Annotated in this window: 20 protein-coding genes; 8 read left to right on the top strand and 12 right to left on the bottom strand. The window is 44.6% G+C overall.

From position 1 onward, the window contains the following. Nucleotides 1–97 precede the first annotated feature (97 nt). The 3 genes from QUF19_RS02710 to QUF19_RS02700 form a co-directional block, all read right to left on the bottom strand. On the bottom strand, nt 98–1,171 hold the full coding sequence (locus tag QUF19_RS02710) for a 3-deoxy-7-phosphoheptulonate synthase (protein ID WP_286295606.1): 1,074 nt from the start codon (nt 1,169–1,171) through the stop codon (nt 98–100). A 246-nt stretch (nt 1,172–1,417) separates the two neighbouring features. Further along, nucleotides 1,418–2,407, bottom strand: coding sequence for a beta-N-acetylhexosaminidase (gene nagZ / locus QUF19_RS02705; protein ID WP_099167402.1), 990 nt, complete (start codon nt 2,405–2,407; stop codon nt 1,418–1,420). 11 nt (nt 2,408–2,418) lie between these two features. Next, nucleotides 2,419–3,267 (bottom strand): MurR/RpiR family transcriptional regulator, encoded by an 849-nt coding sequence (locus tag QUF19_RS02700; protein ID WP_353505924.1) that lies wholly within the window; start codon nt 3,265–3,267, stop codon nt 2,419–2,421. 247 nt (nt 3,268–3,514) lie between these two features. On the opposite strand from QUF19_RS02700, the gene QUF19_RS02695 reads away from it, so the two are divergent. From QUF19_RS02695 to murQ, 4 genes are read left to right on the top strand one after another with little or no spacing between them, the layout of a single operon-like run. Continuing rightward, nucleotides 3,515–5,107 (top strand): sodium:solute symporter, encoded by a 1,593-nt coding sequence (locus QUF19_RS02695; protein WP_102434709.1) that lies wholly within the window; start codon nt 3,515–3,517, stop codon nt 5,105–5,107. A gap of 3 nt (nt 5,108–5,110) precedes the next feature. Then, nucleotides 5,111–5,992, top strand: coding sequence for a glucosamine kinase nucleotide-binding domain-containing protein (locus tag QUF19_RS02690; protein WP_286295603.1), 882 nt, complete (start codon nt 5,111–5,113; stop codon nt 5,990–5,992). Beyond that, entirely contained in the window at nt 5,992–7,104 is a 1,113-nt protein-coding gene (locus tag QUF19_RS02685) for an anhydro-N-acetylmuramic acid kinase (RefSeq protein ID WP_286295601.1), read from the top strand. Before QUF19_RS02690 ends, QUF19_RS02685 begins: the two co-directional genes overlap by 1 nt. A 45-nt stretch (nt 7,105–7,149) precedes the next feature. Next, nucleotides 7,150–8,070: an N-acetylmuramic acid 6-phosphate etherase gene (murQ, locus tag QUF19_RS02680; RefSeq protein ID WP_286295600.1), complete on the top strand. Its 921-nt coding sequence runs from the start codon at nt 7,150–7,152 to the stop codon at nt 8,068–8,070. A 136-nt stretch (nt 8,071–8,206) separates the two neighbouring features. Here the strand turns inward: murQ and QUF19_RS02675 are convergent, their stop codons facing one another. Continuing rightward, nucleotides 8,207–8,557, bottom strand: a complete 351-nt coding sequence (locus tag QUF19_RS02675) for a DUF2799 domain-containing protein (RefSeq protein ID WP_102434705.1) — start codon at nt 8,555–8,557, stop codon at nt 8,207–8,209. Between the two features lie 376 nt (nt 8,558–8,933). Between QUF19_RS02675 and QUF19_RS02670 the strand changes: the two genes are divergently transcribed. The 3 genes from QUF19_RS02670 (at nt 8,934) to btsR (ending at nt 13,218) form a co-directional block, all read left to right on the top strand. Then, a complete protein-coding gene (locus QUF19_RS02670) occupies nt 8,934–10,427 on the top strand; it encodes a carbon starvation CstA family protein (protein ID WP_286295596.1) in 1,494 nt (497 codons plus the stop codon). Between the two features lie 284 nt (nt 10,428–10,711). Continuing rightward, a complete protein-coding gene (locus QUF19_RS02665) occupies nt 10,712–12,382 on the top strand; it encodes a sensor histidine kinase (RefSeq protein WP_102434703.1) in 1,671 nt (556 codons plus the stop codon). 104 nt (nt 12,383–12,486) lie between these two features. Then, a complete protein-coding gene (gene btsR / locus QUF19_RS02660) occupies nt 12,487–13,218 on the top strand; it encodes a two-component system response regulator BtsR (RefSeq protein WP_017106772.1) in 732 nt (243 codons plus the stop codon). 132 nt (nt 13,219–13,350) lie between these two features. Here btsR and ispH read toward each other — a convergent pair whose 3' ends face one another. The 6 genes from ispH to murJ all read right to left on the bottom strand — a co-directional run bounded on the left by ispH (nt 13,351) and on the right by murJ (nt 21,222). Next, the gene (gene ispH / locus QUF19_RS02655; protein WP_029222310.1) at nt 13,351–14,307 is read right to left on the bottom strand and encodes a 4-hydroxy-3-methylbut-2-enyl diphosphate reductase; all 957 of its coding nucleotides are present in this window, start codon (nt 14,305–14,307) and stop codon (nt 13,351–13,353) included. Between the two features lie 136 nt (nt 14,308–14,443). Beyond that, nucleotides 14,444–14,875: an FKBP-type peptidyl-prolyl cis-trans isomerase gene (fkpB, locus tag QUF19_RS02650; RefSeq protein ID WP_017080268.1), complete on the bottom strand. Its 432-nt coding sequence runs from the start codon at nt 14,873–14,875 to the stop codon at nt 14,444–14,446. A 194-nt stretch (nt 14,876–15,069) separates the two neighbouring features. Next, nucleotides 15,070–15,570, bottom strand: coding sequence for a signal peptidase II (gene lspA / locus QUF19_RS02645; RefSeq protein ID WP_004739521.1), 501 nt, complete (start codon nt 15,568–15,570; stop codon nt 15,070–15,072). A gap of 161 nt (nt 15,571–15,731) precedes the next feature. Further along, the gene (ileS, locus tag QUF19_RS02640; RefSeq protein ID WP_065113194.1) at nt 15,732–18,590 is read right to left on the bottom strand and encodes an isoleucine--tRNA ligase; all 2,859 of its coding nucleotides are present in this window, start codon (nt 18,588–18,590) and stop codon (nt 15,732–15,734) included. A 63-nt stretch (nt 18,591–18,653) separates the two neighbouring features. Beyond that, the gene (ribF, locus tag QUF19_RS02635) at nt 18,654–19,589 is read right to left on the bottom strand and encodes a bifunctional riboflavin kinase/FAD synthetase (RefSeq protein ID WP_016799151.1); all 936 of its coding nucleotides are present in this window, start codon (nt 19,587–19,589) and stop codon (nt 18,654–18,656) included. 70 nt (nt 19,590–19,659) lie between these two features. Next, complete coding sequence (gene murJ, locus QUF19_RS02630) at nt 19,660–21,222, bottom strand: murein biosynthesis integral membrane protein MurJ (RefSeq protein ID WP_353505920.1); 1,563 nt, start codon at nt 21,220–21,222, stop codon at nt 19,660–19,662. A gap of 250 nt (nt 21,223–21,472) precedes the next feature. Between murJ and rpsT the strand changes: the two genes are divergently transcribed. Continuing rightward, on the top strand, nt 21,473–21,733 hold the full coding sequence (rpsT, locus tag QUF19_RS02625; protein WP_012603273.1) for a 30S ribosomal protein S20: 261 nt from the start codon (nt 21,473–21,475) through the stop codon (nt 21,731–21,733). A gap of 227 nt (nt 21,734–21,960) precedes the next feature. On the opposite strand, the gene QUF19_RS02620 is transcribed toward rpsT, so the two are convergent. Both QUF19_RS02620 and nhaR read right to left on the bottom strand, forming a co-directional pair. Beyond that, a complete protein-coding gene (locus tag QUF19_RS02620; RefSeq protein WP_009848443.1) occupies nt 21,961–22,254 on the bottom strand; it encodes an ArsR/SmtB family transcription factor in 294 nt (97 codons plus the stop codon). 101 nt (nt 22,255–22,355) lie between these two features. Continuing rightward, entirely contained in the window at nt 22,356–23,246 is an 891-nt protein-coding gene (gene nhaR / locus QUF19_RS02615) for a transcriptional activator NhaR (RefSeq protein ID WP_017106778.1), read from the bottom strand. Nucleotides 23,247–23,564 lie beyond the last annotated feature (318 nt).

Below are 23,564 nucleotides of genomic sequence, written 5' to 3'. Positions count from 1 at the left end.
AAGCCCGCGCTAATCTAAAAGCCCGCACTGACGCAGGTTCGTTAGCGGCAGATCTTAAAATGCCCCATTAGATGAGGCACTTAAATTTAAACTCTGACTAACCTTTCAGACGGTTCTCTAAAAACGGGACTAACTCCGTATGTGCATGTTTCAATAGTGCCTCAGTTGACTCCCAATTGATACACGCGTCGGTAATAGAAACGCCGTATTTCATCTCATTTAGAGGAATATCTGACGGCTGATTACCTTCGTTAATGTGGCTCTCAATCATCAGGCCAATAATTGATTTATTGCCCTCACGCACTTGATAGATAACGTCTTCAGCAACCAATGGTTGACGACGGAAATCTTTACGAGAGTTTGCGTGGCTGCAATCAACCATCAACGCAGCTTCTAAACCAGATTTACCCAGCTCTTGTTCACACTCATGTACTGATACTGAATCGTAGTTCGTTTGCTTACCGCCACGTAAAATAACGTGACCGTTTGGGTTACCCTGAGTCGTTAGCAGTGCAACCTCACCTTCGCGGCTGATACCCATGAAACGGTGACTAGAAGAAGCAGCCTGCATCGCATTAATTGCAGTACCTAAGTTACCGTCAGTACCGTTCTTAAAGCCGATTGGCATTGAAAGGCCACTTGCCATTTCACGGTGAGTTTGAGATTCAGTCGTACGTGCGCCAATCGCAGCCCAGCTGAATGTATCTGCTAGGTATTGTGGGCTTATTGGGTCTAGTGCTTCGGTCGCTAGTGGGATTTCCATCTCAGCTAACTCAACTAAAAGCTCACGACCAACATGCAGACCATGCTCAATATCGAACGTACCATCTAGATGTGGGTCATTGATCAAACCTTTCCAACCAACAGTGGTACGAGGCTTTTCAAAGTAAACACGCATAACAATATACAGTTGGTCGCTCAGTTCTTCAGAAAGTGCTTTAAGACGCTTGGCGTATTCTTTCGCAGCTTCTAGATCATGAATAGAACATGGGCCACACACGATTAGCATACGGTGATCTTTCTTATGAATGATATTCGCAATCGTTTCACGAGACTCTTGAATAAAACGACGAGCATTATCGCTCAAAGGTAATTTCGCTTTTAACTCCTCTGGAGTAATCAGTACCTGTTCGTCGATGATATTGACATTGCTTAATTCACTTTTTTGCATAACTCAACCTGTATATTTATTTTTACACCCAACATTTCCATTTGGGCTAACAATCTTTAAAAACACAATAACAGCTACAAAAACGATTGCAAGTGTAAACAATAAAAAACATTTGATGTAAAAATAAATTTACACCCCATCTTTAGTTCGTTCTGAGGCACAAATAGGCCTAAACCACGTCTAGCACATACAAAAAAGGCGATATTTTTCATATCGCCTTCTTAAAACTTATAGAGTGTTTATTTATCACCCAGCGTTTAACATTCGCTTAATTTGCTCTGAGGCCTCTTTCCATCGGCTATCCGAGTGAAGAGTCGGTAAGTCAAAGCTGTGCTTTTTAAGCAATGAGTTGGCTAAAGGCACCTCTTGAATCGCTAAGTGATCAAGAGCTTCAATTTGTGCATCTCGTTTATTACACATCAACACCATGTCGCAACCTGCATTCAGAGCAGCCTTCGCTCTATCGGCTGGCCCCCCCATAATCGCAGCGCCTTCCATGGTTAAGTCATCAGAGAAGATTAGGCCTTTAAATCCAAGTTGCTGTCTTAATACTTTCTGCAGCCAATACTCAGAGCCACTCGCTGGCTGATCATCATAGTGAGAAAAAACCACGTGCGCAGGCATCATCGCATCTAATATTCCTGCTTCAATTTGAGCCTTGAAGATCGCCATATCAGTTTCAAAGATGTCGTCTCTAGGATCGTAAGGCGTTTCAAGGTGTGAGTCAGCAATCACGCCGCCGTGTCCTGGGAAATGCTTTCCTGTTGTCGCCATGCCAACCGATTTCATGCCCTTAATAAAAGCACTGCTGTGGCGAACGATGGTATCAATATCTTCACCAAACGCTCGGCTACCAATCGCTTTACAGTCGTGGCCTTTGTCTAACACAGGCGCAAAACTCAGATCAATATCATGGGCAATCAACTCTGCCGCCATCAACCAACCCGCTTGTTCTGCTAATTGTTCGCCATTATTCTTGGTCGCAAATTCTTGGGCTGCCGGGATAATTGAAAAACCGTCGCGGAAGCGTTGAACTCGGCCACCTTCTTGATCAACACCGATTAAAATAGGACGTTTTGCGACTTTGCGGATCTCTTTATTTAACGCCGATAGCTGTTTGCTATCGTGGTAGTTTCTAGCAAATAAGATGAGACCACCAACGGTTGGGTGCTCTAAAATTTCTCTGTCTTCAGCTGTTAGCTCATAGCCCGCAACATCTACCCACAACGGTCCCATACAATATCCTTCTATTGCTTAAATTCTGCTACTGCAGATTTGCTTTGTTCAATTAATTGGTCGGCTTGCTCTTCCTGCTGAGTTAACGCAATGAACAACAAGTCAGTAATAAAAAGTTGGCTATCACGAGCAGTTATAGATGAACTGCGAATATGATTTTCGTCGGCTGCTGATATCAACTTAATATCAGCGTATTTGTCTAAAGCAGAAGATGATAATTGACTAATCACAATCACCTTGGCTTTTTTCGATCTAGCTAGCTGGGCAACCTTCACCACTTCTCTGGTGTTTCCAGAATAAGAAATCGCAATCAACACATCATTTTCAGAAAGAGAAGCGGCATTGGCAATTTGAATATGGGCATCTTGCTCTGCATTGGCGGCGTGGCCTATTTTCATCAGCTTATAAGCAAGATCTTTCGCTACCAACGATGAGGCGCCTACGCCTGAGATTTGCACCTTACGCGCAAAATGCAAAATATCTGCTGCATGGTTTAGCTGCTCACCTTCGTTTAATAACACAGTGCGCTCAAGCGATTGTGTTTTGCTTGCAAGAAGTTTGTCCATCACCATGTCGGGCGGATCTTTACGAGTGATCGTGCCATGTATGCCACGTTGAGATACGGGCTGATAAGTCATGTCGCTTTGGTAGAGTTTGACCTTCATTTCTGAAAACCCTTTATAACCAAGCTTCTGACTAAACTTCACTATCGTTGACTGACTCACCCCGACCGCTTTGGCCAACTCGGGTGAAGATAATTGCTTCACCTGTTGTGGGTGGTCAAGAACATATCGCGCCACCAACGCATCAGATGGAGACAGCTTGGGTAACAGCGCTTTTACTTTCGCAATGCCTTTCACTAAATGCCCTTCCCCTTCCTTCTGCCAGTTCTTTTCTATCATAACGAGTTTTGTATTTTCATTGGAATAATTATTCCTTCGGATTCTCCTATATGGAATAGCTAACACCCCCTTCTGGGAGCATGGTCAAAGAAAAGCATTGGTCACTATTCCACCAAGTAATAGATTTTGAAACTCATTATTCAAACTGACATTCTGAAAAAATAATTATAAGTACCCTCTACCCTATTCATGCTACGGAGCTGCTATGAATTCACTATTTACCTCACTGGACTGGGCCGTATTTGCGATATATTTCGCCATTATTGCTTTTACAGGTTGGCACTTCAGCCGAACAAAAATAACGAGCACTAAGGACTACTTTTTAGGTGGTAATTCGATGCCAATGTGGGTCGTGGCTATCTCGGTGCTCGCGACATCACAATCTGCTGCGACGTTCTTAGGCGGGCCAGAATCTAGCTACCGTGGTGACTTAACCTACTTAGCGACCAACATTGGCGGCATTATTGGTGCCATCTTCGTTGCCTTGGTACTTATCCCTCGCTTCTACCAAAACAAAGTCTCAACCGTTTATGAGCTGCTAAAAGTGCGCTTTGGCGAGAAAACTAAGCAGCGTGCAGGCGTGATGTATTTGGTCGGTCGAGTATTTGCTTCAGGTGCCCGCCTCTACATGGCTGCGATTGCAGTTTCTATGATTTTGTTTACCAACATTGACCCTAGCAGTGTGGTGACTTCGGTTGTCATTTTAGTAGCCGTCGGCCTTGCTTATACCTACATGGGTGGCATTCGCTCGGTAATTTGGAGCGATCTAATCCAACTTGTGGTTTATGTCGGCGCAGCCATTGCTGTGATCATCTATTTACTGGGACAAATTCCAGCCGACTTCAGCCAAATAGCTCAAGTACTCGCAAACCCTGGCGAAGGCCAATCGTCTAAGCTGACCCTACTCGATTTCACTCTCGACTTTAGCCCTGCTGGTACCTTTAGTTTCTGGGCGTGTATCACTGGTTTTGTCCTATTAAACATCGGTGCATTTGGTCTTGATCAAGACATGACTCAACGTGTGTTGACCTGTAAAGATGCCAAGCAAGGTTCAAAAGCGATGATCAACTCAATCATCTTCTCGATTCCAGTTGTGCTCGTATTCATGTCTATTGGTCTACTGCTGTATGTCTTCTATCAAAGACCAGAGCTAATGGGCGTTGAAGGCAAAGAAGTCGTGCAAAACTTTAATGGCGAAAACGTCACGATCTTCATGTACTACGTGCTGAATGAAATGCCTGCGGGTCTTCGTGGCTTAGTAACTGTTGGTGTCGTCGCAGCAGCGCTTTCAACGTTAAACTCCGGCTTAAACTCTATGTCTTCAGTTGCGGTGCAAGATATCTACAAGCCTTGGTTAGAAGCTCGTAAAGGAGAGCAAGATGACTTCCATTACGTGAAAGCTGGACGTGTTGGTATGGCTGTAGCAGCAATCGCTTTGGGTAGCATGGGCATCTTGTGTTACTACTGGCAGCAATACACCGACATGCCACTGTTATCATTTGCACTGAGTGTGATGGTGTTTGCCTACACAGGTTTACTGGGCGTGTACTTCACTGCAATCTTTACTGAACGTGGCAACGAAACCTCGGTTGCTCTAGCCCTTATCGCCGGTTTCTTAACGACATTGTTGATGCAGGCTTACGTGTGGGATAGCGTGATGGGCGTGATTAACGCTGACTGGGTTGGTGTTCGATTGGCTTTCCCTTATCAATTATGTATTGGCACCTTTGTTTCGTTGGTTGTCTGCTTAGCAGGTAAAAAACAGACTCAAGAAGTCAACAAGCTACAAACGGTCTAGTGGATGATTACACACACCTTGGCAGTCGATGGCGGCGGTACAAAAACCGCCGTCAGGCTTAAGAAAATAGAGCCCACATCAATAGTGATTGAGGAGTTCATTTTACCGGCGACTTCATTGACCCTATACGGTGAAGCAGCGGTGACTCAACTCACTCATTATATTGATGACATTCTAGCGACAAACCAGATAATACCGAAACAATGTTATATTGTGTTAGGTGTCGCGGGAGCGGGCAATACGCAGTTAAAGTCCAAGTTAAAGTCCGCTTTAGCGCATTGTCCTCACCTGTACATAACAACCGATGCAGAAGCATCAGTATTTGGTGCCAATGCAGGACAAGGCGTCAATTGTATCGCGATAGGGACGGGGTCAGTTGCCATCCAATTGAACTACCTACATGAGACCCTGCAATTTGGCGGGTGGGGATTTCCAATTGGCGACCAAGGCGGTGGCGCTTGGCTTGGCTTTCGAGCGGTTCAACAAACCCTCACCGAGTTCGACAGTCAGAGGGCATCTTTGACTCGTGATTTAGTTATGAAGAAAATCGGTAGTAAACGTAGCCAAATATTAGAATGGATTAGCCAAGCGAACGCCACTGACTATGCTCAATTTGCAAGAGCTCTGGTCGACATAGAATCACAATGCCAAACAGCAAAATCGATTATAGAACAAGGTACCACTCAAATAGAGCAGCTCACTCAGGCTTGTTCTAATAACAACACGCTACCTATTATGTTCTTGGGTAGCTTAGGGCAGTTCTATCGTGAGCGTCTCTCACCAGCGATTCAAGATCGTAGTTTACATGTTCAAGGTAACGCTCTGGATGGCGCAGAAGTATTGGCTAACCAGAAGATTAATCAGCTCAATTTAGGAGACTCGTAATGAAGTCAGAGTTATACATTGGTGTGATGTCGGGAACGAGCATGGACGGCGTTGATACGGCCTTAGTTTCGATAGAAGACACTGGTATCACGTTACTCGCTCACGATGAGTTCCCTATGCCTGATGATATCAAAGCGCGTTTGCTTGAGGTTTGTATTGGTCAGAAAACGGATTTGATTGCCATTGGTGAACTCGACCACCAGCTTGGTCATCTATTTGCTGATGCGGTTCTACAACTTCTCGATAAGTCAGGTACACCTGCATCATCCGTGACTGCGATTGGTAACCATGGCCAAACGGTATTCCACCAGCCAACCGGTGATTCGCCATTTACCATGCAGTTAGGTGACGCCAATATCATTGCCGCGAAAACAGAGATACAAACTGTCGCCGATTTCAGACGCAAAGACATGGCGCTTGGCGGGCAAGGTGCACCATTAGTACCAGCGTTTCACCATACGATCTTTCACCCGCAAGACAGCTCGGTAGTAGTGTTGAATATTGGTGGTATCTCTAATATTTCAGTGCTACGCCCGAATCAGCCAACTCTTGGTTATGATACTGGCCCGGGCAATATGTTGATGGACGCTTGGGTAGATAAACACACGGGCGAGAAGTTTGACCGTGATGCACTGTTCGCGCTAAAAGGCCAACTAAATCAAGCCTTACTCGAACAGCTGTTGAATGAATCTTACCTATCTCAAATGCCACCGAAAAGCACTGGCAGAGAGCTGTTTAATCTACCGTGGCTAGAGCAACAATTAACAGAATTTAAAGACCTTGCAGCAGAAGATGTTCAGCGCACACTCTGTGAATACACCGCATTAACGATAGCCAATGAAGTGGAGACTTATCGCCTGGGTAACCAACCTGCACTGTATGTGTGTGGCGGTGGTACGAGAAATCCATTGTTGATGAAGAGACTAGCGGAACTGCTTCCTAGCTGGGAGGTTGAGTCGACCACCAGTAAAGGCGTTGATGCCGATTACATGGAAGCCATGGCCTTTGCGTGGCTTGCTCAACGTCATGTTCATCAACTGCCAAGTAATTTACCAGAAGTGACTGGCGCAAGTAGACCTGCCTCTCTAGGCGTTCTCTATCGTGCTGACTAAACAACTTTAGAACCATCATTTTAGAATCACCATTTAAGGATCATTATGAGTAACGACGCTCTCATATCAGCGCTCTCGCACCTCGTTTCGGAGGGGAGAAACCCTGACACTATGGATATTGATCTACTCACCTCTCTCGAAGTGGTTGAAAAGATTAACCAACAAGACAAACAGGTACCACTGGCGATCGAAGCGGAACTGCCACAGATCGCGAAAGCGGTTGATAAGATCGCTTATGCCTTTCAAAACGGTGGTCGACTGATTTATATGGGTGCAGGCACCAGTGGCCGACTAGGTGTTTTAGATGCCTCAGAGTGCCCTCCGACTTTCGGTGTTTCAGACAAAATGGTTATTGGCTTAATCGCTGGCGGACCAGAAGCGATTTTAAAAGCCAAAGAGGGAGCGGAAGATTCGCTGACTCTCGGTATTGAAGACCTGAAAGCCATTCAATTTACAGAAAATGATGTCGTGGTAGGTATCGCAGCCAGTGGTCGCACACCTTACGTGATTGGTGCGCTCAACTATGCGAATCAGATTGGTGCGGTGACGGTTGCGCTGTCTTGTAACCCAGGCTCTCCTATTGCTGAGATTGCTCAAATCGCAATTAGCCCAGTCGTTGGCCCAGAAGCCTTAACAGGATCAACTCGTTTAAAATCAGGGACAGCACAAAAGCTGGTACTTAATATGCTCACCACTGCGAGTATGATTCGTATTGGTAAGAGCTATCAAAACCTGATGGTCGATGTGAAAGCGACCAATGAGAAGTTGGTTGCACGCGCTGCTCGTATCGTTATCCAAGCAACAGAATGCGATAAATCACTGGCAGTATCGACGCTGAAAACCACCGATTATGACGTGAAGCTGGCGATTTTGATGATCCTGACAGGGCTCGATTTTGAATCGGCCAAAGCTCAACTTGATCAACAACACGGCTTCTTAAGAAAAGCGGTAGAGAATAATCAATAAACCGACAGGTAGGCTCTCATATTGATTAAGCGTTATTGATTCGGCGTTATACAAAAAAACCAGTACACACGAGGTACTGGTTTTTTAGTTAACGAGCTTTTTATTTAACGAAATCAATAATTAACCACAGGCCGGATTAATAGTCGTTTGAGAACTCATCCCAGCCACGTTGCCATTCCATACGGAAACGTTGAGCGTCTTCCGTACCAGAACACACACCTTCATACACCTGACCAGACAAGCCAATCTGATAGGCATGGTTAGGATTACAGAACTCAGTCACACCTAAGTGATACCCTTCTGTATAACTGGCTTGATCAACCGCACCAAGCGCTGTCATTTCTGAATAAGAACGCTGAGTGTTGCCCTTGATACCATCACGATAACCGATCTCTTGCCAGTTACCTTCTGCTGCTAAATCTTGAACATTAGCGCTGCATCCTGCAAGACTAAATGCCACGGCGAATAGTGTTATTATTTTTTTCATTTCAATCCTTTATATTGTTACTTCACCACTTCCTGACGAAGCGCTGCCTTTGTGGTGATTCTCCGCTGAACGCCTGTCGATGTCCACTCATTGTCTCATGTTCTCCGCTTGAGACTGATACAGACCACTCAAGAACAGTAACCTACCACTCACAGCTTCTATCTACCTCTCTGCTAGGTCAATCAACCTGTCTACTCGGTAAATAAGCCGTTCGATACAAAGAATCAACCACTCCGTAAAGATGACAAACCACTCAACCAGTTATAGCACCACTAAATTGGCTATTCGACCACTCACTCCAGTAACGGAAGTTTCTTCTCATAGACTCCTTTAATATACACCCTGACTTAATTAATACATTCAGGGATAACAAATTATGATGTGGTTTCTTACCTGCGTCGCAGCACTCATTGGTGGCTACTTTATTTACGGTGCCTTTATCGAGAAGATCTTCGGTATCAATGAAAAGCGTCAAACACCTGCTCATACCAAGCAAGACGGCGTGGACTACGTTCCAATGTCGACGCCAAAGGTTTACCTAGTTCAACTGCTTAACATTGCAGGTGTCGGTCCAATCTTCGGTCCTATCATGGGTGCCCTTTACGGCCCAGCAGCAATGCTTTGGATTGTACTAGGTTGTATCTTCGCAGGTGCAGTACACGACTACTTCTCAGGTATGTTATCTATCCGTAATGGCGGTGCTTCGGTTCCAACCATCACTGGACGTTACCTAGGCAATGGCGCAAAACACTTTATGAACATCTTTGCCATTGTTCTACTGCTTCTTGTTGGTGTGGTTTTCGTTTCTGCTCCAGCAGGCATGATCACTAACCTAGTGAACGACCAAACTGATTTCGTGATGTCTGCAAGCACTATGGTTGTTATCATCTTTGCTTACTACATCATCGCAACGATTGTCCCTGTCGATAAAATCATTGGTCGCTTCTACCCACTGTTCGGTGCACTACTTATCTTTATGTCTGTTGGCCTAATCACGGCGATTGGTCTATCTGACGAGCACCAAATCATGGGTGGCTTCGAGATGAAAGACATGTTCACCAACATGAACCCGAATGACCTACCTCTTTGGCCTGCTCTATTCATCACCATCGCTTGTGGTGCTATCTCTGGCTTCCACGCAACTCAGTCTCCTTTGATGGCGCGTTGTATGGAAAACGAGAAGAACGGTCGCTTCGTATTTTACGGTGCAATGATTGGTGAAGGCATCATCGCTCTAATCTGGTGTGCACTTGCTCTGTCGTTCTTCGGTTCAGTTGAGTCTCTGTCTGACGCGATTGCAAACGGCGGTCCAGGTAACGTGGTATACAGCGCTTCATTTGGCCTACTGGGTGTATTTGGCGGTATCCTTGCTTTCCTTGGCGTGGTTATCCTACCGATCACTTCTGGTGACACAGCGTTCCGTTCAAGCCGTCTTATCCTTGCTGAATACTTCAACATGGAACAGAAAACACTGCGTAACCGCCTACTGATGGCTCTACCGCTATTCGTTCTTGGTGGCATCCTGACTCAAGTAGATTTCGGTATCATCTGGCGCTACTTCGGTTTTGCTAACCAATCAACGGCAGTAATGATGCTGTGGACAGCTTCAGCCTACCTACTTCGTCACAACAAACTGCACTGGGTAACAACGGTTCCAGCTATCTTCATGACGTCTGTGTGTATCACATTCATCCTGAACAACAGCCAACTAGGTTTTGGTCTACCTATGCAAATCTCAACAATCGTAGGTGTGGTTTCATCTCTACTGATTACGGCTTACGTTATCAAGATTTCAAAAGGCAAAGGCGATATCGACCTAGCTGAAGACGAGCAAGATCAAGAGTCAAAACCGGTGACTAAAACAGCCTAGTTCTTTTAGGCTCTTTGGAAAAAGAGACCAATCTTCATAGAAAGAGACAAAAGAACTGCCAAGCACAACTTCGCTTGCTCCCGTAATCACCCAGTGATTCGTGGAAATTAAGACTAAAGCCCGTCCACTGTGATGGGCTTTACTGTATCTCAGCATTGTTACATCAATATTGGACTTAGCCTGACAAGCAATCCTCGCTCGATATAACCAACGAAAACACAAGCAAAGCTACCGTTACCAAGCAATGAGCTTTACACTTAACAAGCGTCTCAATAGGTGAAAATATGGAACTCATTCTCTCTCTGCTGCAACAAACCTGTGTCTACTTAGTGATTGCTTATATGCTCAGTAAGACTCCACTGATTCTCCCTTTGTTGAGCATCTCTTCGCGCTTAAGTCATAAAATCAGCTGCTATGTTCTGTTTTCCCTGTTCTGTATTATGGGCACCTATTTTGGCTTACAGATCAATGATGCCATCGCCAACACCCGTGCGATGGGAGCAGTTATGGGCGGTCTGTTTGGTGGTCCGGTGGTCGGCTTTGCGGTCGGTTTTACTGGCGGTATCCATCGTTACTCTTTGGGTGGATTCACCGATCTAGCTTGTGCGATTTCCACCACAGCAGAAGGCTTGATTGGCGGTCTATTACACGTTTACCTAGTGAGAAAGAACAAAGCCAGCCAATTGTTTAATCCTCTGGTGGTATTTTCTGTGACCCTGTTTGCCGAAATTATTCAGATGATCATCTTGCTTGCCGTCGCGAAACCGTTCGAGCAATCCTACGCTCTGGTCTCCGATATTGCCGCGCCAATGATCATCGCCAACTCTGTGGGTGCAGCGCTGTTCATGAGTATCATCCAAGATCGTAAGACCATCTTCGAAAAATACTCTGCGACCTTCTCTCGCCGCGCACTCACCATCGCCGAACGTTCGGTAGGTATTCTGCATGGTGGGTTTAATTCGGATAACGCACAAAAAATCGTACGTATCGTTTACGAAGAGACCAATGTTGGTGCAGTAGCAATTACCGACCGAGAGAAAATCCTCGCGTTCGTCGGCATTGGCGATGAACATCATATTCCAAACACCCCGATTTCATCGCAGAGCACTCTTACCTCGATGGAACAGAACGACATCATCTACCTTGATGGTAAAGAGAACCCGTACCAATGCTCTCTTTCGCAAGATTGTAAATTGGGCTCTGCGCTTATTATTCCACTGCGTGCGGGTAATGAAGTGGTCGGTACCATCAAGTTGTATGAGCCAAAGCTAAAGCTGTTCTCGACCATCAACATGTCGATGGGTGAAGGTATCGCTCAGCTATTGTCGAGTCAGATCTTATTCAGCAACTATCAGCAGCAGCAAACACTGCTCACCCAAGCAGAGATCAAACTGCTGCACGCTCAAGTTAACCCTCACTTCCTGTTCAATGCACTCAACACAATCAGTGCCGTTACACGTCGTGATCCTGATAAAGCACGAGAGCTTATTCAACATCTGTCTCACTTCTTTAGAAGTAACCTGAAGCAGAATATCAATACCGTGAAACTCAAAGACGAGTTGGCACACGTTAATGCGTACCTAACTATTGAGAAGGCGCGTTTTACCGACCGATTAGAAGTGGAATGGGATATCGACCCACAATTGTATGAGTCGCAACTGCCAAGCTTTACCCTGCAGCCACTGGTTGAAAACGCCATCAAGCATGGTATTTCAAACATGTTGGAAGGCGGCCAAGTGAAGATCTATAGCGAAGCTTTCGAGGGTGGATTTAAGCTGATCGTGGAAGACAATGCAGGCAACTATCAGAAGCCATCTCAAGACCATGTCGGTTTAGGGATGGAAATTGTTGATAAACGACTCACTAATTTCTTTGGACAAGACTCTGCACTAAAAATAGAATCTCAACCACAGCAATTTACTCGAATGAGCTTTATCATACCTATACTAAAATAGTGGGTTTTTCGAAGACGAATCGCTCGAGTCGAAACATTTAGAAGCTGACATTTAAAAGAAAAGCGTGAATCAAGCAGGGATAGAATCAAGATGAAGATTGTAGGATGTTAAAAGCATTAGTTGTCGATGATGAGCTTTTTGCTCGTGAAGAGCTGATTGAACTACTGACTGAAACAGGTGAAGTAGAAATCATTGGCCAAGCGAGTAACGCGATCGAAGGACTGAAACAGATCAACCTTCTCAAGCCGGATGTGGTGTATTTGGATATCCAAATGCCTCAGGTTACAGGGATTGAATTGCTGAGCATGCTTGACCCAGACACCATGCCCTACGTGGTGTTCGTGACCGCTTACGATCAATATGCGATTCAAGCCTTTGAAGACAATGCTTTTGATTACCTACTCAAACCGGTTGAACCTTGTCGATTAAACAAGAGTGTTTGTCGTCTGAATAAAGTCATCAAGCAGAACCAGAAAGCGCCAGAACAAAACATCTCAGCGATTGCTCCCTGCCACTTAGAACAAATCCCGTGTATTGGTCACAACCGCATTGTGATCATGGCAAGCCAAACGGTCGAGTGCGCCTATTCTGATATCAGTGGTGTGCATGTTCGTAGTTCATCACAAACCGCCACTTCACAGTTAACCTTGAAGATCCTAGAAGAAAAGACCGATTTGATCCGCTGTCATCGTCAATATTTGATCAACATAAAATCGATCCAAGAGATCAAATTGTTAGAAAATGGATTAGCAGAGATCATCACACTGACTGGCTTTGAAGTCCCTGTCAGTCGTCGTTACCTAAAGACTTTAAAAGAGCAACTCGGTCTTCAGTAAACACATTTAATGCCAAGATATAGCGCGATCAAAAAAGCCAACGCATCAACGTTGGCTTCCTGCGGTTTACAAATCGATAGTGTTTGCGAATCGCTAGTATCACGAATCGATGATGTCACCAATCAATAGAGATTAGTCGACTTGCTTGATCTGTAGCTCTTTTGGTACTTCGAAGAACATGTTCTCTTCACGACCTTGAATCTCTTCAACTTCAGTTGCACCTAGCTCACGAATACGATCTAAGATTTGGTTTACTAGCTCTTCAGGCGCTGAAGCACCCGCTGTCACACCAATTTTCTTTTTGCCTTCAACCCATTCTGTTTGAATGTCTTCAGGGCAATCGGTTAGGTAACCTGGCGTGCCTAGCTTCTCAGCCAGCTCTTTCAAACGTGTTGAGTTAGATGAGTTCTTAGAACCGACAACAATCACAACATCAACATCACCGGCCATCTCACGAATTGCGTCTTGACGGTTTTGTGTTGCGTAGCAAATATCATCTTTACGTGGCCCTTGGATCTCAGGGAACACGCGGCGTAACTCTTCAATCACATCCGCCGTTTCATCAACGGACAACGTGGTTTGGCTAACATAATGCAAGTTACTTGGATCATTCACCACTAGGTTCTGTACGTCCTCTGGTTTCTCAACCAAGTACATACCACCCGTTTGGCTAGCGTACTGGCCCATAGTGCCTTCCACTTCAGGGTGACCCGCGTGACCAATCAGAACCACTTCCATATGCTTGCGGCTCGCACGAGCAACTTCCATATGTACTTTGGTTACCAATGGGCATGTCGCATCAAATACCGTGAGTTCACGCTCTTTCGCTTCTTTACGAACCGCTTGAGATACACCGTGAGCAGAAAAGATCACGATATTGTCGTCTGGCACTTCACTCAGTTCTTCGACAAAAATAGCACCACGCTGCTTGAGCCCCTCAACAACAAAGCGGTTGTGCACCACTTCATGGCGAACATAGATCGGTGGCTGATACATTTCCAGTGCGCGTTCTACGATGCTGATTGCACGATCGACACCAGCACAAAAGCCACGAGGGTTAGCTAACATTATTTTCATTTCATTGCTCATCATTTACCGCGGTACTAAGGTTGTTTCTATAGAGTTCGCTGTCAGCGAGGTTCGCATTCTACAGTGAAGCGCCTACACAGTGAAGCTCTGGGTTGCGTCACACCTGTAAGGCGATGTTATGCTATCGTTACGATAGCTATTCCACCGCTAAGATGTTGACGTCAAACGTAACGTCTTGGCCTGCTAATGGGTGATTAAAATCAACCGTCACTGAATCACCTGCGATATCAGTGATAATGCCCGGGATCTCCATACCGTCAGGGCCAGAGAACGCCATGATAGTACCGACTTCAACATCAGTACCACCAGCAAACTTCGCTTTATCCATATGGTGGATATGGTCTGGGTTAGGCATACCAAACGCATCTTGTGCTTTCAGTTCGATAGATTTTTCTGTACCCGCTTCAAGTCCAAGCAAACACGCTTCGAAGTTTTCGCTTAAGCTACCATCACCCATAACGAACTTAGCGGGTTTACCCATATTTTCGGTGCTATCGGCAACTGAACCATCCTTCATTTTAATCGTAAAATGTAGAGTTACTGCTGAATCATTTTTAATTGCTGCCACGTTACTTTCCTTAGATTTCTTTATTATTTGAGGATGCGCTGTGCTTTGCTTCCTTGTTGACTGAAGCATAAAAAAAAGCGCCGTCGGAATCAACCGACAGCGCTTAGGGCTATTCTATTCTGTGAGTCATAGACTGACTTTAGGGCAATCTATTTCAAAGCGATTTACTTAATACTCATTAATGCTTGAGTCGCCTATTTGCTTTCATCTTTCTTGCGGAAGCCATCTAAGATGATCATCGCAGCACCGATACAGATCCCCATATCAGCCAAGTTGAATGCAGGCCAATGGTAAGTACCCCAGTAGAAGTCTAGGTAATCAACCACAAAACCATGTACAACACGGTCGAACACGTTACCTACCGCGCCACCAATGATGATCGCATAAGCAATGTTATTCCACTTTTCTGTCGCCGGTAGTTTGCTCATCCAGTATGTCAGCATACCCGTTACCGCAAATGCGATACCCGTAAACAACCAACGCTGCCAGCCGCTCTGATCGCTCAGAAAGCTAAATGCAGCACCATAGTTATGAACATACAAAAAGTTAAAGAATGGCAACACCTCAATACGGTTTGCCCAGCCATAACCCATGTTGTCCATGACAAAGAGTTTGATACCGATATCAGCAAGGAACACCAGCAAAGCCAGCCATAACCAACGCACACCAGATTGTTTTAACGAAACTTCACTCATTTCTATTCCTAGTATCTACTCAGTCAAATCATCTCATTATCCACTCTCAAGAATGAACACGAGAAGTCAGCTTGGTTAAACACATTTCCTATAATTAAAAATAACCCCAGTTGATACTGGGGCTATGATTTTTACAAAAAGTTCAGTCTTTCTCTGAGTCGTTATGCGAACTTACGCACTTCGCCTTCACCGTCGATGTTCGACACACAACGACCACAAATTTTCTCGTGACCTTCAATTGTGCCTACATCTGGAGTGTGGTGCCAGCAACGGTCACACTTCTCAGCTTCAGTTGCTGCAACTTCAACGTACAGACCTTCAACGTCTGTCGCTTGAGCTGTATCAGACTTATCGCTAAGTGGCTTAACAACAGCAGCAGAAGTGATAAGTACGAAACGTAGCTCATCTTCTAGCTTGTTGATTTTAGCCGCTAGTGCATCGTCAGCGTATAGAGTAACTTCAGCCTGCAGTGCACCACCGATTGTTTTCTCTTTACGAGCATCTTCAAGAAGCTTGTTCACTGCGCCACGAACTGACTGGATTTCAGTCCAGAATTCGTTGCTTAGCTCTTCGTCGTCAGCAAGACCAAATAGGCCTTCGAACCACTCGCCAGTGAATACAAACGTGTCGCGCTCACCTGGCATCTCGTTCCAGATTTCATCTGCAGTGAACGACATGATAGGAGCCATCCAACGAACTAGAGCTTCTACGATGTAGTAAAGCGCCGTTTGACAGCTACGTTGAGCATGGCTGCCCTGTTTCGCTGTGTACTGACGGTCTTTAATTACGTCTAGGTAGAAAGAACCCATTTCGATAGAACAGAACTGCATTAGACGTTGAGTCACACCGTGAGTGTTGTACTCACCGTATGCTTTAACGATCTCTTCTTGTGCAGCTTGAGCACGGCCAACAGCCCAGCGATCAAGTGCAACCATTTCTTCAGCAGGAACTAGGTCAGTTTCAGGGTTGAAACCGTTCAAGTTCGCTAGGAAGAAACGAGCCGTGTTACGAATACGACGGTATGCATCAGCTGAACGCTTAAGGATCTCGTCAGAAACCGCAACTTCGTTAGTGTAATCCGTAGAAGCAACCCATAGACGTAGAATATCTGCGCCTAGCTTGTTCGTTACATCTTTAGGAGCAACAACGTTACCGATAGATTTAGACATCTTACGGCCGTTACCATCAACCACGAAACCGTGCGTTAGCACTTGCTTGTATGGTGCTTCGTCTTTCATCGCGATAGATGAAATCAAAGATGACTGGAACCAGCCACGGTGTTGGTCAGAACCTTCAAGGTAAAGATCAGCACTGTGCGTTCTTTCTTCATTCGGGAAGTTGTACTCTTCACGAGAATCCACAACAGAGAAGTGCGTTACACCTGAGTCGAACCATACGTCTAGCGTATCAAGTACTTTTTCGTACTTGTCAGCGTCTTCAGCACCCATCAGTTCAGCAGCATCTACATCCCACCAAGCTTGAATGCCTTTTTCTTCCACAAGCTTCGCTACTTTTTCAATAAGCGCTGGGCTATCCGGGTGAAGTTCTGATGTTTCTTTATGAACGAACAGAGCAATTGGCACACCCCAAGTACGTTGACGAGAGATACACCACTCAGGGCGACCTTCGATCATACCTTCGATACGGCTTTGACCCCATTCTGGCATCCACTCAACACTCTTCGTTGACTCTAGTGCTTTTGCACGTAGGCCAGCTTGATCCATAGAGATGAACCATTGTGGTGTTGCACGGAAGATGATTGGAGTTTTGTGTCTCCAACAATGTGGGTAGCTGTGCTCGTAAGCATGGTGATGCAGTAATGCACCTTTCTCTTTTAGAACTTCTAAAACAGAATCGTTCGCTTTGAATACATGCTGACCAGCAAAAAGCTCAGTGTCTGGCAGGTAAACGCCGTTAGAGCCTACTGGGTTAGCGATTTCTAGGTTGTACTTCTTACCAACCACGAAATCCTCTTGACCGTGACCAGGAGCGGTATGAACCACACCAGTACCAGAGTCAGTTGTTACGTGATCACCAAGAACAGCAGGAACCGTAAAGTTGTAGAACGGGTGGTTGAACTGAGAAAGCTCAAGATCAGCACCTGTCGCAAAACCAAGGTTATGGAAACGCTCGATACCCGCACGATCCATTACGTCTTTTGCTAGTTCAGAAGCAACAATAATACGTTGAGCAGGCTGTTCGCCATTCGCTTCAACTTGGATAAGCACGTATTCAAGATCATCACGTAGACATACTGCGCGGTTAGCAGGCAGAGTCCATGGTGTTGTCGTCCAGATAACGATAGAGATTTCGCCCTGACCCGCGTGGCCTTCCGCTAGAGTAAACTTCTCTAGTAGAGCCGCTTCGTCAGCTGCAGAAAATTTCACATCGATAGATGGAGAAACTTTATCTTTGTATTCAACTTCAGCTTCAGCCAGAGCAGAACCACAGTCAGTACACCAGTGAACAGGTTTGAAACCTTTAAGTAGGTGACCTTTGTCTGCGATTTTACCTAGAGAACGAATGATGTTCGCTTCTGTGCCAAAATCCATAGTGCGGTAAGGTTTGTCCCACTCGCCCATGATACCAAGACGTTTGAAGCTCTCTTTCTGACCTTCAACTTGGCCCGCAGCGTACTTACGACACTCTTCGCGGAATTCAGCAGCTGAAATCTTCTGACCAGGCTTACCTTTCTTCTTCTCAACCATCAACTCGATTGGAAGACCGTGACAGTCCCAACCAGGGATGTACGGTGCATCAAAACCAGAAAGGGTCTTAGATTTGATAATAATGTCTTTAAGAATCTTGTTCAGCGCGTGGCCAATGTGAATGTCGCCGTTCGCGTATGGAGGGCCGTCATGCAGCACGAAAGATTTTTTACCTTTCTTTGCCTTACGGATTTCACCGTAAAGGTCTTCTTTGTACCAACGCTTAAGCATTTCTGGTTCACGATTTGCCAGATTGCCACGCATTGGGAACCCTGTTTCTGGTAAGTTCAGGGTATCTTTATAATCACTCATCGATTCTTAATTCCGTTATATTGGGCGAAGTTAGACATTATGTTAATCGGTGGAATCATCCGACTAATTCTTTAGCTGAAGCAGCCACACCCTTGCGGCTTCAGCATCCAATTCTATTTGATTCTTTAATGCGTCGAACGATTCAAACTTTATTTCGTCGCGCAGTTTGTGCAAAAGTCGTACTTCTAACTGTTTACCATATAAATTGGCTTTAAAGTCAAAAAAATGCACTTCTAATTGCTGCCTTACACCATTAACCGTTGGTCGTTGTCCAATATTAGCAACACCACCGACAGGAACACCGTCGATATCTAATGCTTCAACAACATACACTCCCGAAACAGGAGAAACACAACGCTTTAATGGAATATTAGCGGTAGGGAAACCGATAGTTCTCCCTAGTTTACGACCATGAGAAACACGACCACTGATACTGTAGTCACGCCCTAGCATGGTAGCACTAGAAGCCAAATCATTGGCCGCTAACGCATTTCGTATCTCAGTACTGCTTACTCGTAATTGGTTTAAGCAATAGCTCTGGGTGCTCACCACCTCAAAACCATACTTCTCGCCCGCTTCTTGAAGCATAGCGAAATTACCAGTACGACCCTTACCGAAGCAAAAATCGTCACCGACAACCAAGAATTTCACGCCAAGCTTATCAACCAAAAGGTCTTTAATGAACGCTTCCGCAGACAAGCTTGCAAAATACTGATTAAAATTCACACACAATAAACGACTAATATCTAGCTTACTCAGTTGCACGTATTTATCTCGTAAGCGAGTTAAACGTGCTGGTGCTTTACCTTTGGCAAACAACTCCATAGGTTGCGGCTCAAACGTCATGACAACAGAAGGGAGCCCTAATGCTGCAGCTTGTTTAGAAACCTGACTCAGAACCTCTTGATGCCCTAAATGCACACCATCGAAGTTACCTATGGTTAATACACAGCCATGATGCTGTGCTTTAATATTGTGTATACCTCGGATCAGTTCCATTGTGATCAGCTAAAACCTGTTATTTGCATCATTTATTGTGTGAAACCGACGGATTATATACTAATCAGTATTAATCTGTCGCTGCTTTTAAATGTTTTACTCGGATACCTAAAACCAGTATCGACACAATATAAGCAAAGGCGCCAAGTGCGATCAACCCTGTTAGTGTCAATGCTCTTTGGTTAAAGCCCCAATCAAGCCACAATTGCATATTGTCTAGCTGCCATAAAATCACGCCAACCATTACCGTTCCTGAGATCAATAATTTAAGGCTAAACAACAAGGTAGTCTTGGTTAAACAATAAACACCCGCTAAATGCAAACCACGATAAAGCAGAGTCATGTTCACGAACGCAGACAACGCAGTTGCGATCGCCAAACCAACATAACCATAGAAATAAGCGAAGATTGCGTTGAACACCATGTTAGTCACCATCGCAATGATGCCGTACTTCACCGGTGTTTTGGTGTCTTGACGAGAGTAATAGCCAGGAGCCAATACTTTAATCAGCATGAAATTCAGCAAGCCTGAAGCGTACGCCACCAAAGACATGGAAGCCTGATTAACATCATGAGGAGAAAACTCGCCACGCATAAACAGCACCATCAGCATCGGTTTTGCTAACACGATAAGACCGAACATCGCAGGAATGCCTAGCAGCAGTACCATGCGCACCCCCCAATCCATGGTATGAGCAAAACCTTCACCTTCAGAATCAACGTGCTTACGAGATAAAGCAGGAAGAATAACCGTCGCAATGGCAATACCAAACAAACCGAGTGGAAATTCTAGTAGTCGATCCGAGTAATACAGCCAACTGATAGAGCCCGTCGCTAGAAAGCTGGCAATAAAGGTATCGAACAACAAGTTGATTTGACTCACTGACACACCAAACAAAGCAGGGATCATTAACGTGCGGATCTTAACCACGCCCGGATCTCTCCAACCCCATTTAGGCTTAACCAATACTCCCGCTTTAATCAAGAAAGGCATTTGGAACAGGAATTGAACTAAGCCTCCAAGAAAAACGCCGATGGATAAACCAATTTCAGGCTGTTCTAAATTAGGAGCAAGAAACCAAGCACAAGCAATGATCATTACGTTCAAGAACACTGGCGTAAATGACGAAACCGCAAATTTGCCCATGGTATTGAGGATTGCACCTGATAAAGCAACAAACGTAATGAACCATAAATAAGGAAAAGTAATTTTCAGCATTAGGCTGGCGAGTTCAAATTTAGGCGCCGAGGGGCCGTCATTAAGCCAATCAATAAACCAACCCGCACCGAACATTGCGGTGATAACCCCAGAGCCTAATACCCCAAGCACCGTAACAATAGAAACCAACACCCCGAGTGTACCGGACACCTTTGCTATCAAGTCTCGAGTTTTATCTTTATCACCTGCGGCGTGATATTCCGTTAATACTGGTACAAAGGCTTGAGAAAAAGCGCCTTCGGCAAACAGCCGACGTAAAAAATTAGGAATTTTATTGGCGAAGAAAAATACGTCTGCACTTGCTCCTGCCCCCATTAAGTTTGCTACTACGACATCACGTACTAGCCCCAAGACACGGGAAAAAAAAGTCATTACACTGACAATCAGCCCTGACTTTAATAGTCGTTTACTCACACAAACCTCTGACACTGGTTGATTACTTTCAAGCAAGGATAAATACTATCCTATCCTAAGAAGCATAATTATTAGCATTGGTCTAAAAATGCTGTTAGAATCCCCGCCATCTTAACCGCGATGACCTTTCCATACCAAAATTTGTTTGGCTGAGATTGGTTTTTGCACAAATCATTTGACAATTAAGCGCCTATGAGGGATAGTCCTCGCCCTTAAATTGTCACCGAACTAAGTTTTTGGGAGTTAGACCTTGGCAAACAGTAAATCTGCTAAGAAGCGCGCTATCCAAGCTGAGAAACGTCGCCAGCACAATGCTAGCCGTCGTTCTATGATGCGCACTTACATGAAAAAAACTATTGCAGCTATTGAAGCTGGCAATAAAGAAGCTGCAACTGCTGCTCTTGTAGAAGTTACACCTCTTCTAGACCGTATGGCGACTAAAGGCCTTATTCATAAGAATAAAGCTGCACGTCATAAGTCTCGTTTCGCTGCTGCAATCAAAGCTCTTTAATAGAAATTTGATTACAACGCAAAACGAAAAAAACCGGCCTCGGCCGGTTTTTTTATATCTGAAATTTGGCGAACACATCTCGAAGTCTTACGAATAGGTGTCTAAGCCTTGCTAATAACTGCCTAAACCTAGCTAATAATGGTTCTTAAGCCTCACTAATAAATAGCGACACTTCCTTGTGCCTATCTTACTTCTGATAGGAAATGAGCTAATCCACCAGCAATAAGCTACTTGCAGTACATACCATGCAGTAGGTTAATCATCGCTTTTACTTCTTCACTGCTCAATGTGTAATACACCGTCTGAGCTTCTTTACGTGTTTCGACTAAGCCATCTCTTCTCAACCAAGCAAGATGTTGAGATAACGCTGATTGACTCAATTCTAACTTGCCACATAACTCCCCGACCGACAGTTCTGTGCCATGCAATAAGCACAAGATCTGTAAACGTCGCTCGTTGGCCATGGCTTTGAGTAGAATAACGGCCTGCGCCGAGTTCTTCTCCATCTCTTTTAAGTTCATAGTCTGGCTCCCAACGACTTATTACGCCAACTACGGGCTATCAGTATTTACGGCATATTGCTTGGGTATGATAATCGATATCAATTCATTAACAAACTAACTCATTCGAACAATTTACTAAAATCTGCGTCACATACATTTTTTACTGCTGGATGTTGAATCATCCTTTCCGCAAATATGACGTAGTACTCTTCTTTTAACTCTTCAATATCACACAAAAGTTGCAAAGAAGTGTCTTCTTCCACTTCAGACATATAAAGAGTAGGAGCAAGAAAAATGGCATCATGGTGATAACGCGCAAAAGCTTTCATCAAAGCAACATCATCAAACTCGCCCAAAATATCGGGTTTTAAACCCTGCCTATCAAACCACTGCAGTACTTTTCGTCCCATAGAAGTTCGACTGCCGGGGATCAAAAGCTTCCTTTGTTCTAACACAGCAGGAAAACTAATCCCTTCTACTTTGCCAGAACAGAAGAAGCTCATTCCGCTCTCACCCAGTTTCTTACTAAAAAGGCCTGGGCTTTGGCTTGAATCAACGGGACAGTCGGAAAGAATCATATCGAGTTTATGTTGAGAGAGTTGTTCGAGTAGCATTTCATGGGTCGACTCAAAACAGCGTAAATGAATGCTGTTATCGGGCGGAATAGTCGACATCAATATCTTACTGACCAATCTTTTGGACAGAGCATCCGCAACGCCAACATCAAATAGAATATTGGAATGCTGGCTATAATTCACGATATCCAGCATCTCATAACTCAGGCCAAACATGCGATCGGCGTACTTGAAGACCAACTGGCCCAGCTCTGTAGGCTCAACACTGCGCCCGTTACGCTTTGTTAACTTGCCATCCATACGTTCTTCTAACGCCTTGATCTGGCCAGTTACCGTTTGTGGCGTTAAAAACAGAGCTTCTGCGGCTTTAGTAACAGAGCCTTGTTTGCAAACCATCCAGAAGTAATAAAGATGGTTATAGTTGAGATGCGACATAAGTGCGCCGTAGTAAAAGAGTAGATAACCTTTTATATCAAATATGACACCTGCGCTCAACAAACTCGGAAAAACCTAACCTAAATGGTTATTACCACTTATTTTTTCGAAGTGTGTGATTTCATAATGTAATATTTGAGCGATTATTTTCAATTTTTTCCTAACTTTTAAGATCTATATCACCTATAGAAACACCATTAAAAATCAAATAAAAACATACACTTAAAATACCCGCATTAGCTATGGGAATATTTAAAGAGTAAATCATCACAAAAAAGTCTTACCTAAACCAAAATGTAATATTACTGAAATATTTCC

It is taken from the genome of Vibrio sp. FE10, from assembly GCF_030297155.1.
Classification (GTDB): Bacteria; Pseudomonadota; Gammaproteobacteria; order Enterobacterales; family Vibrionaceae; genus Vibrio; species Vibrio apostichopi.
This window is presented reverse-complemented; position numbering and strand designations above follow the sequence as displayed.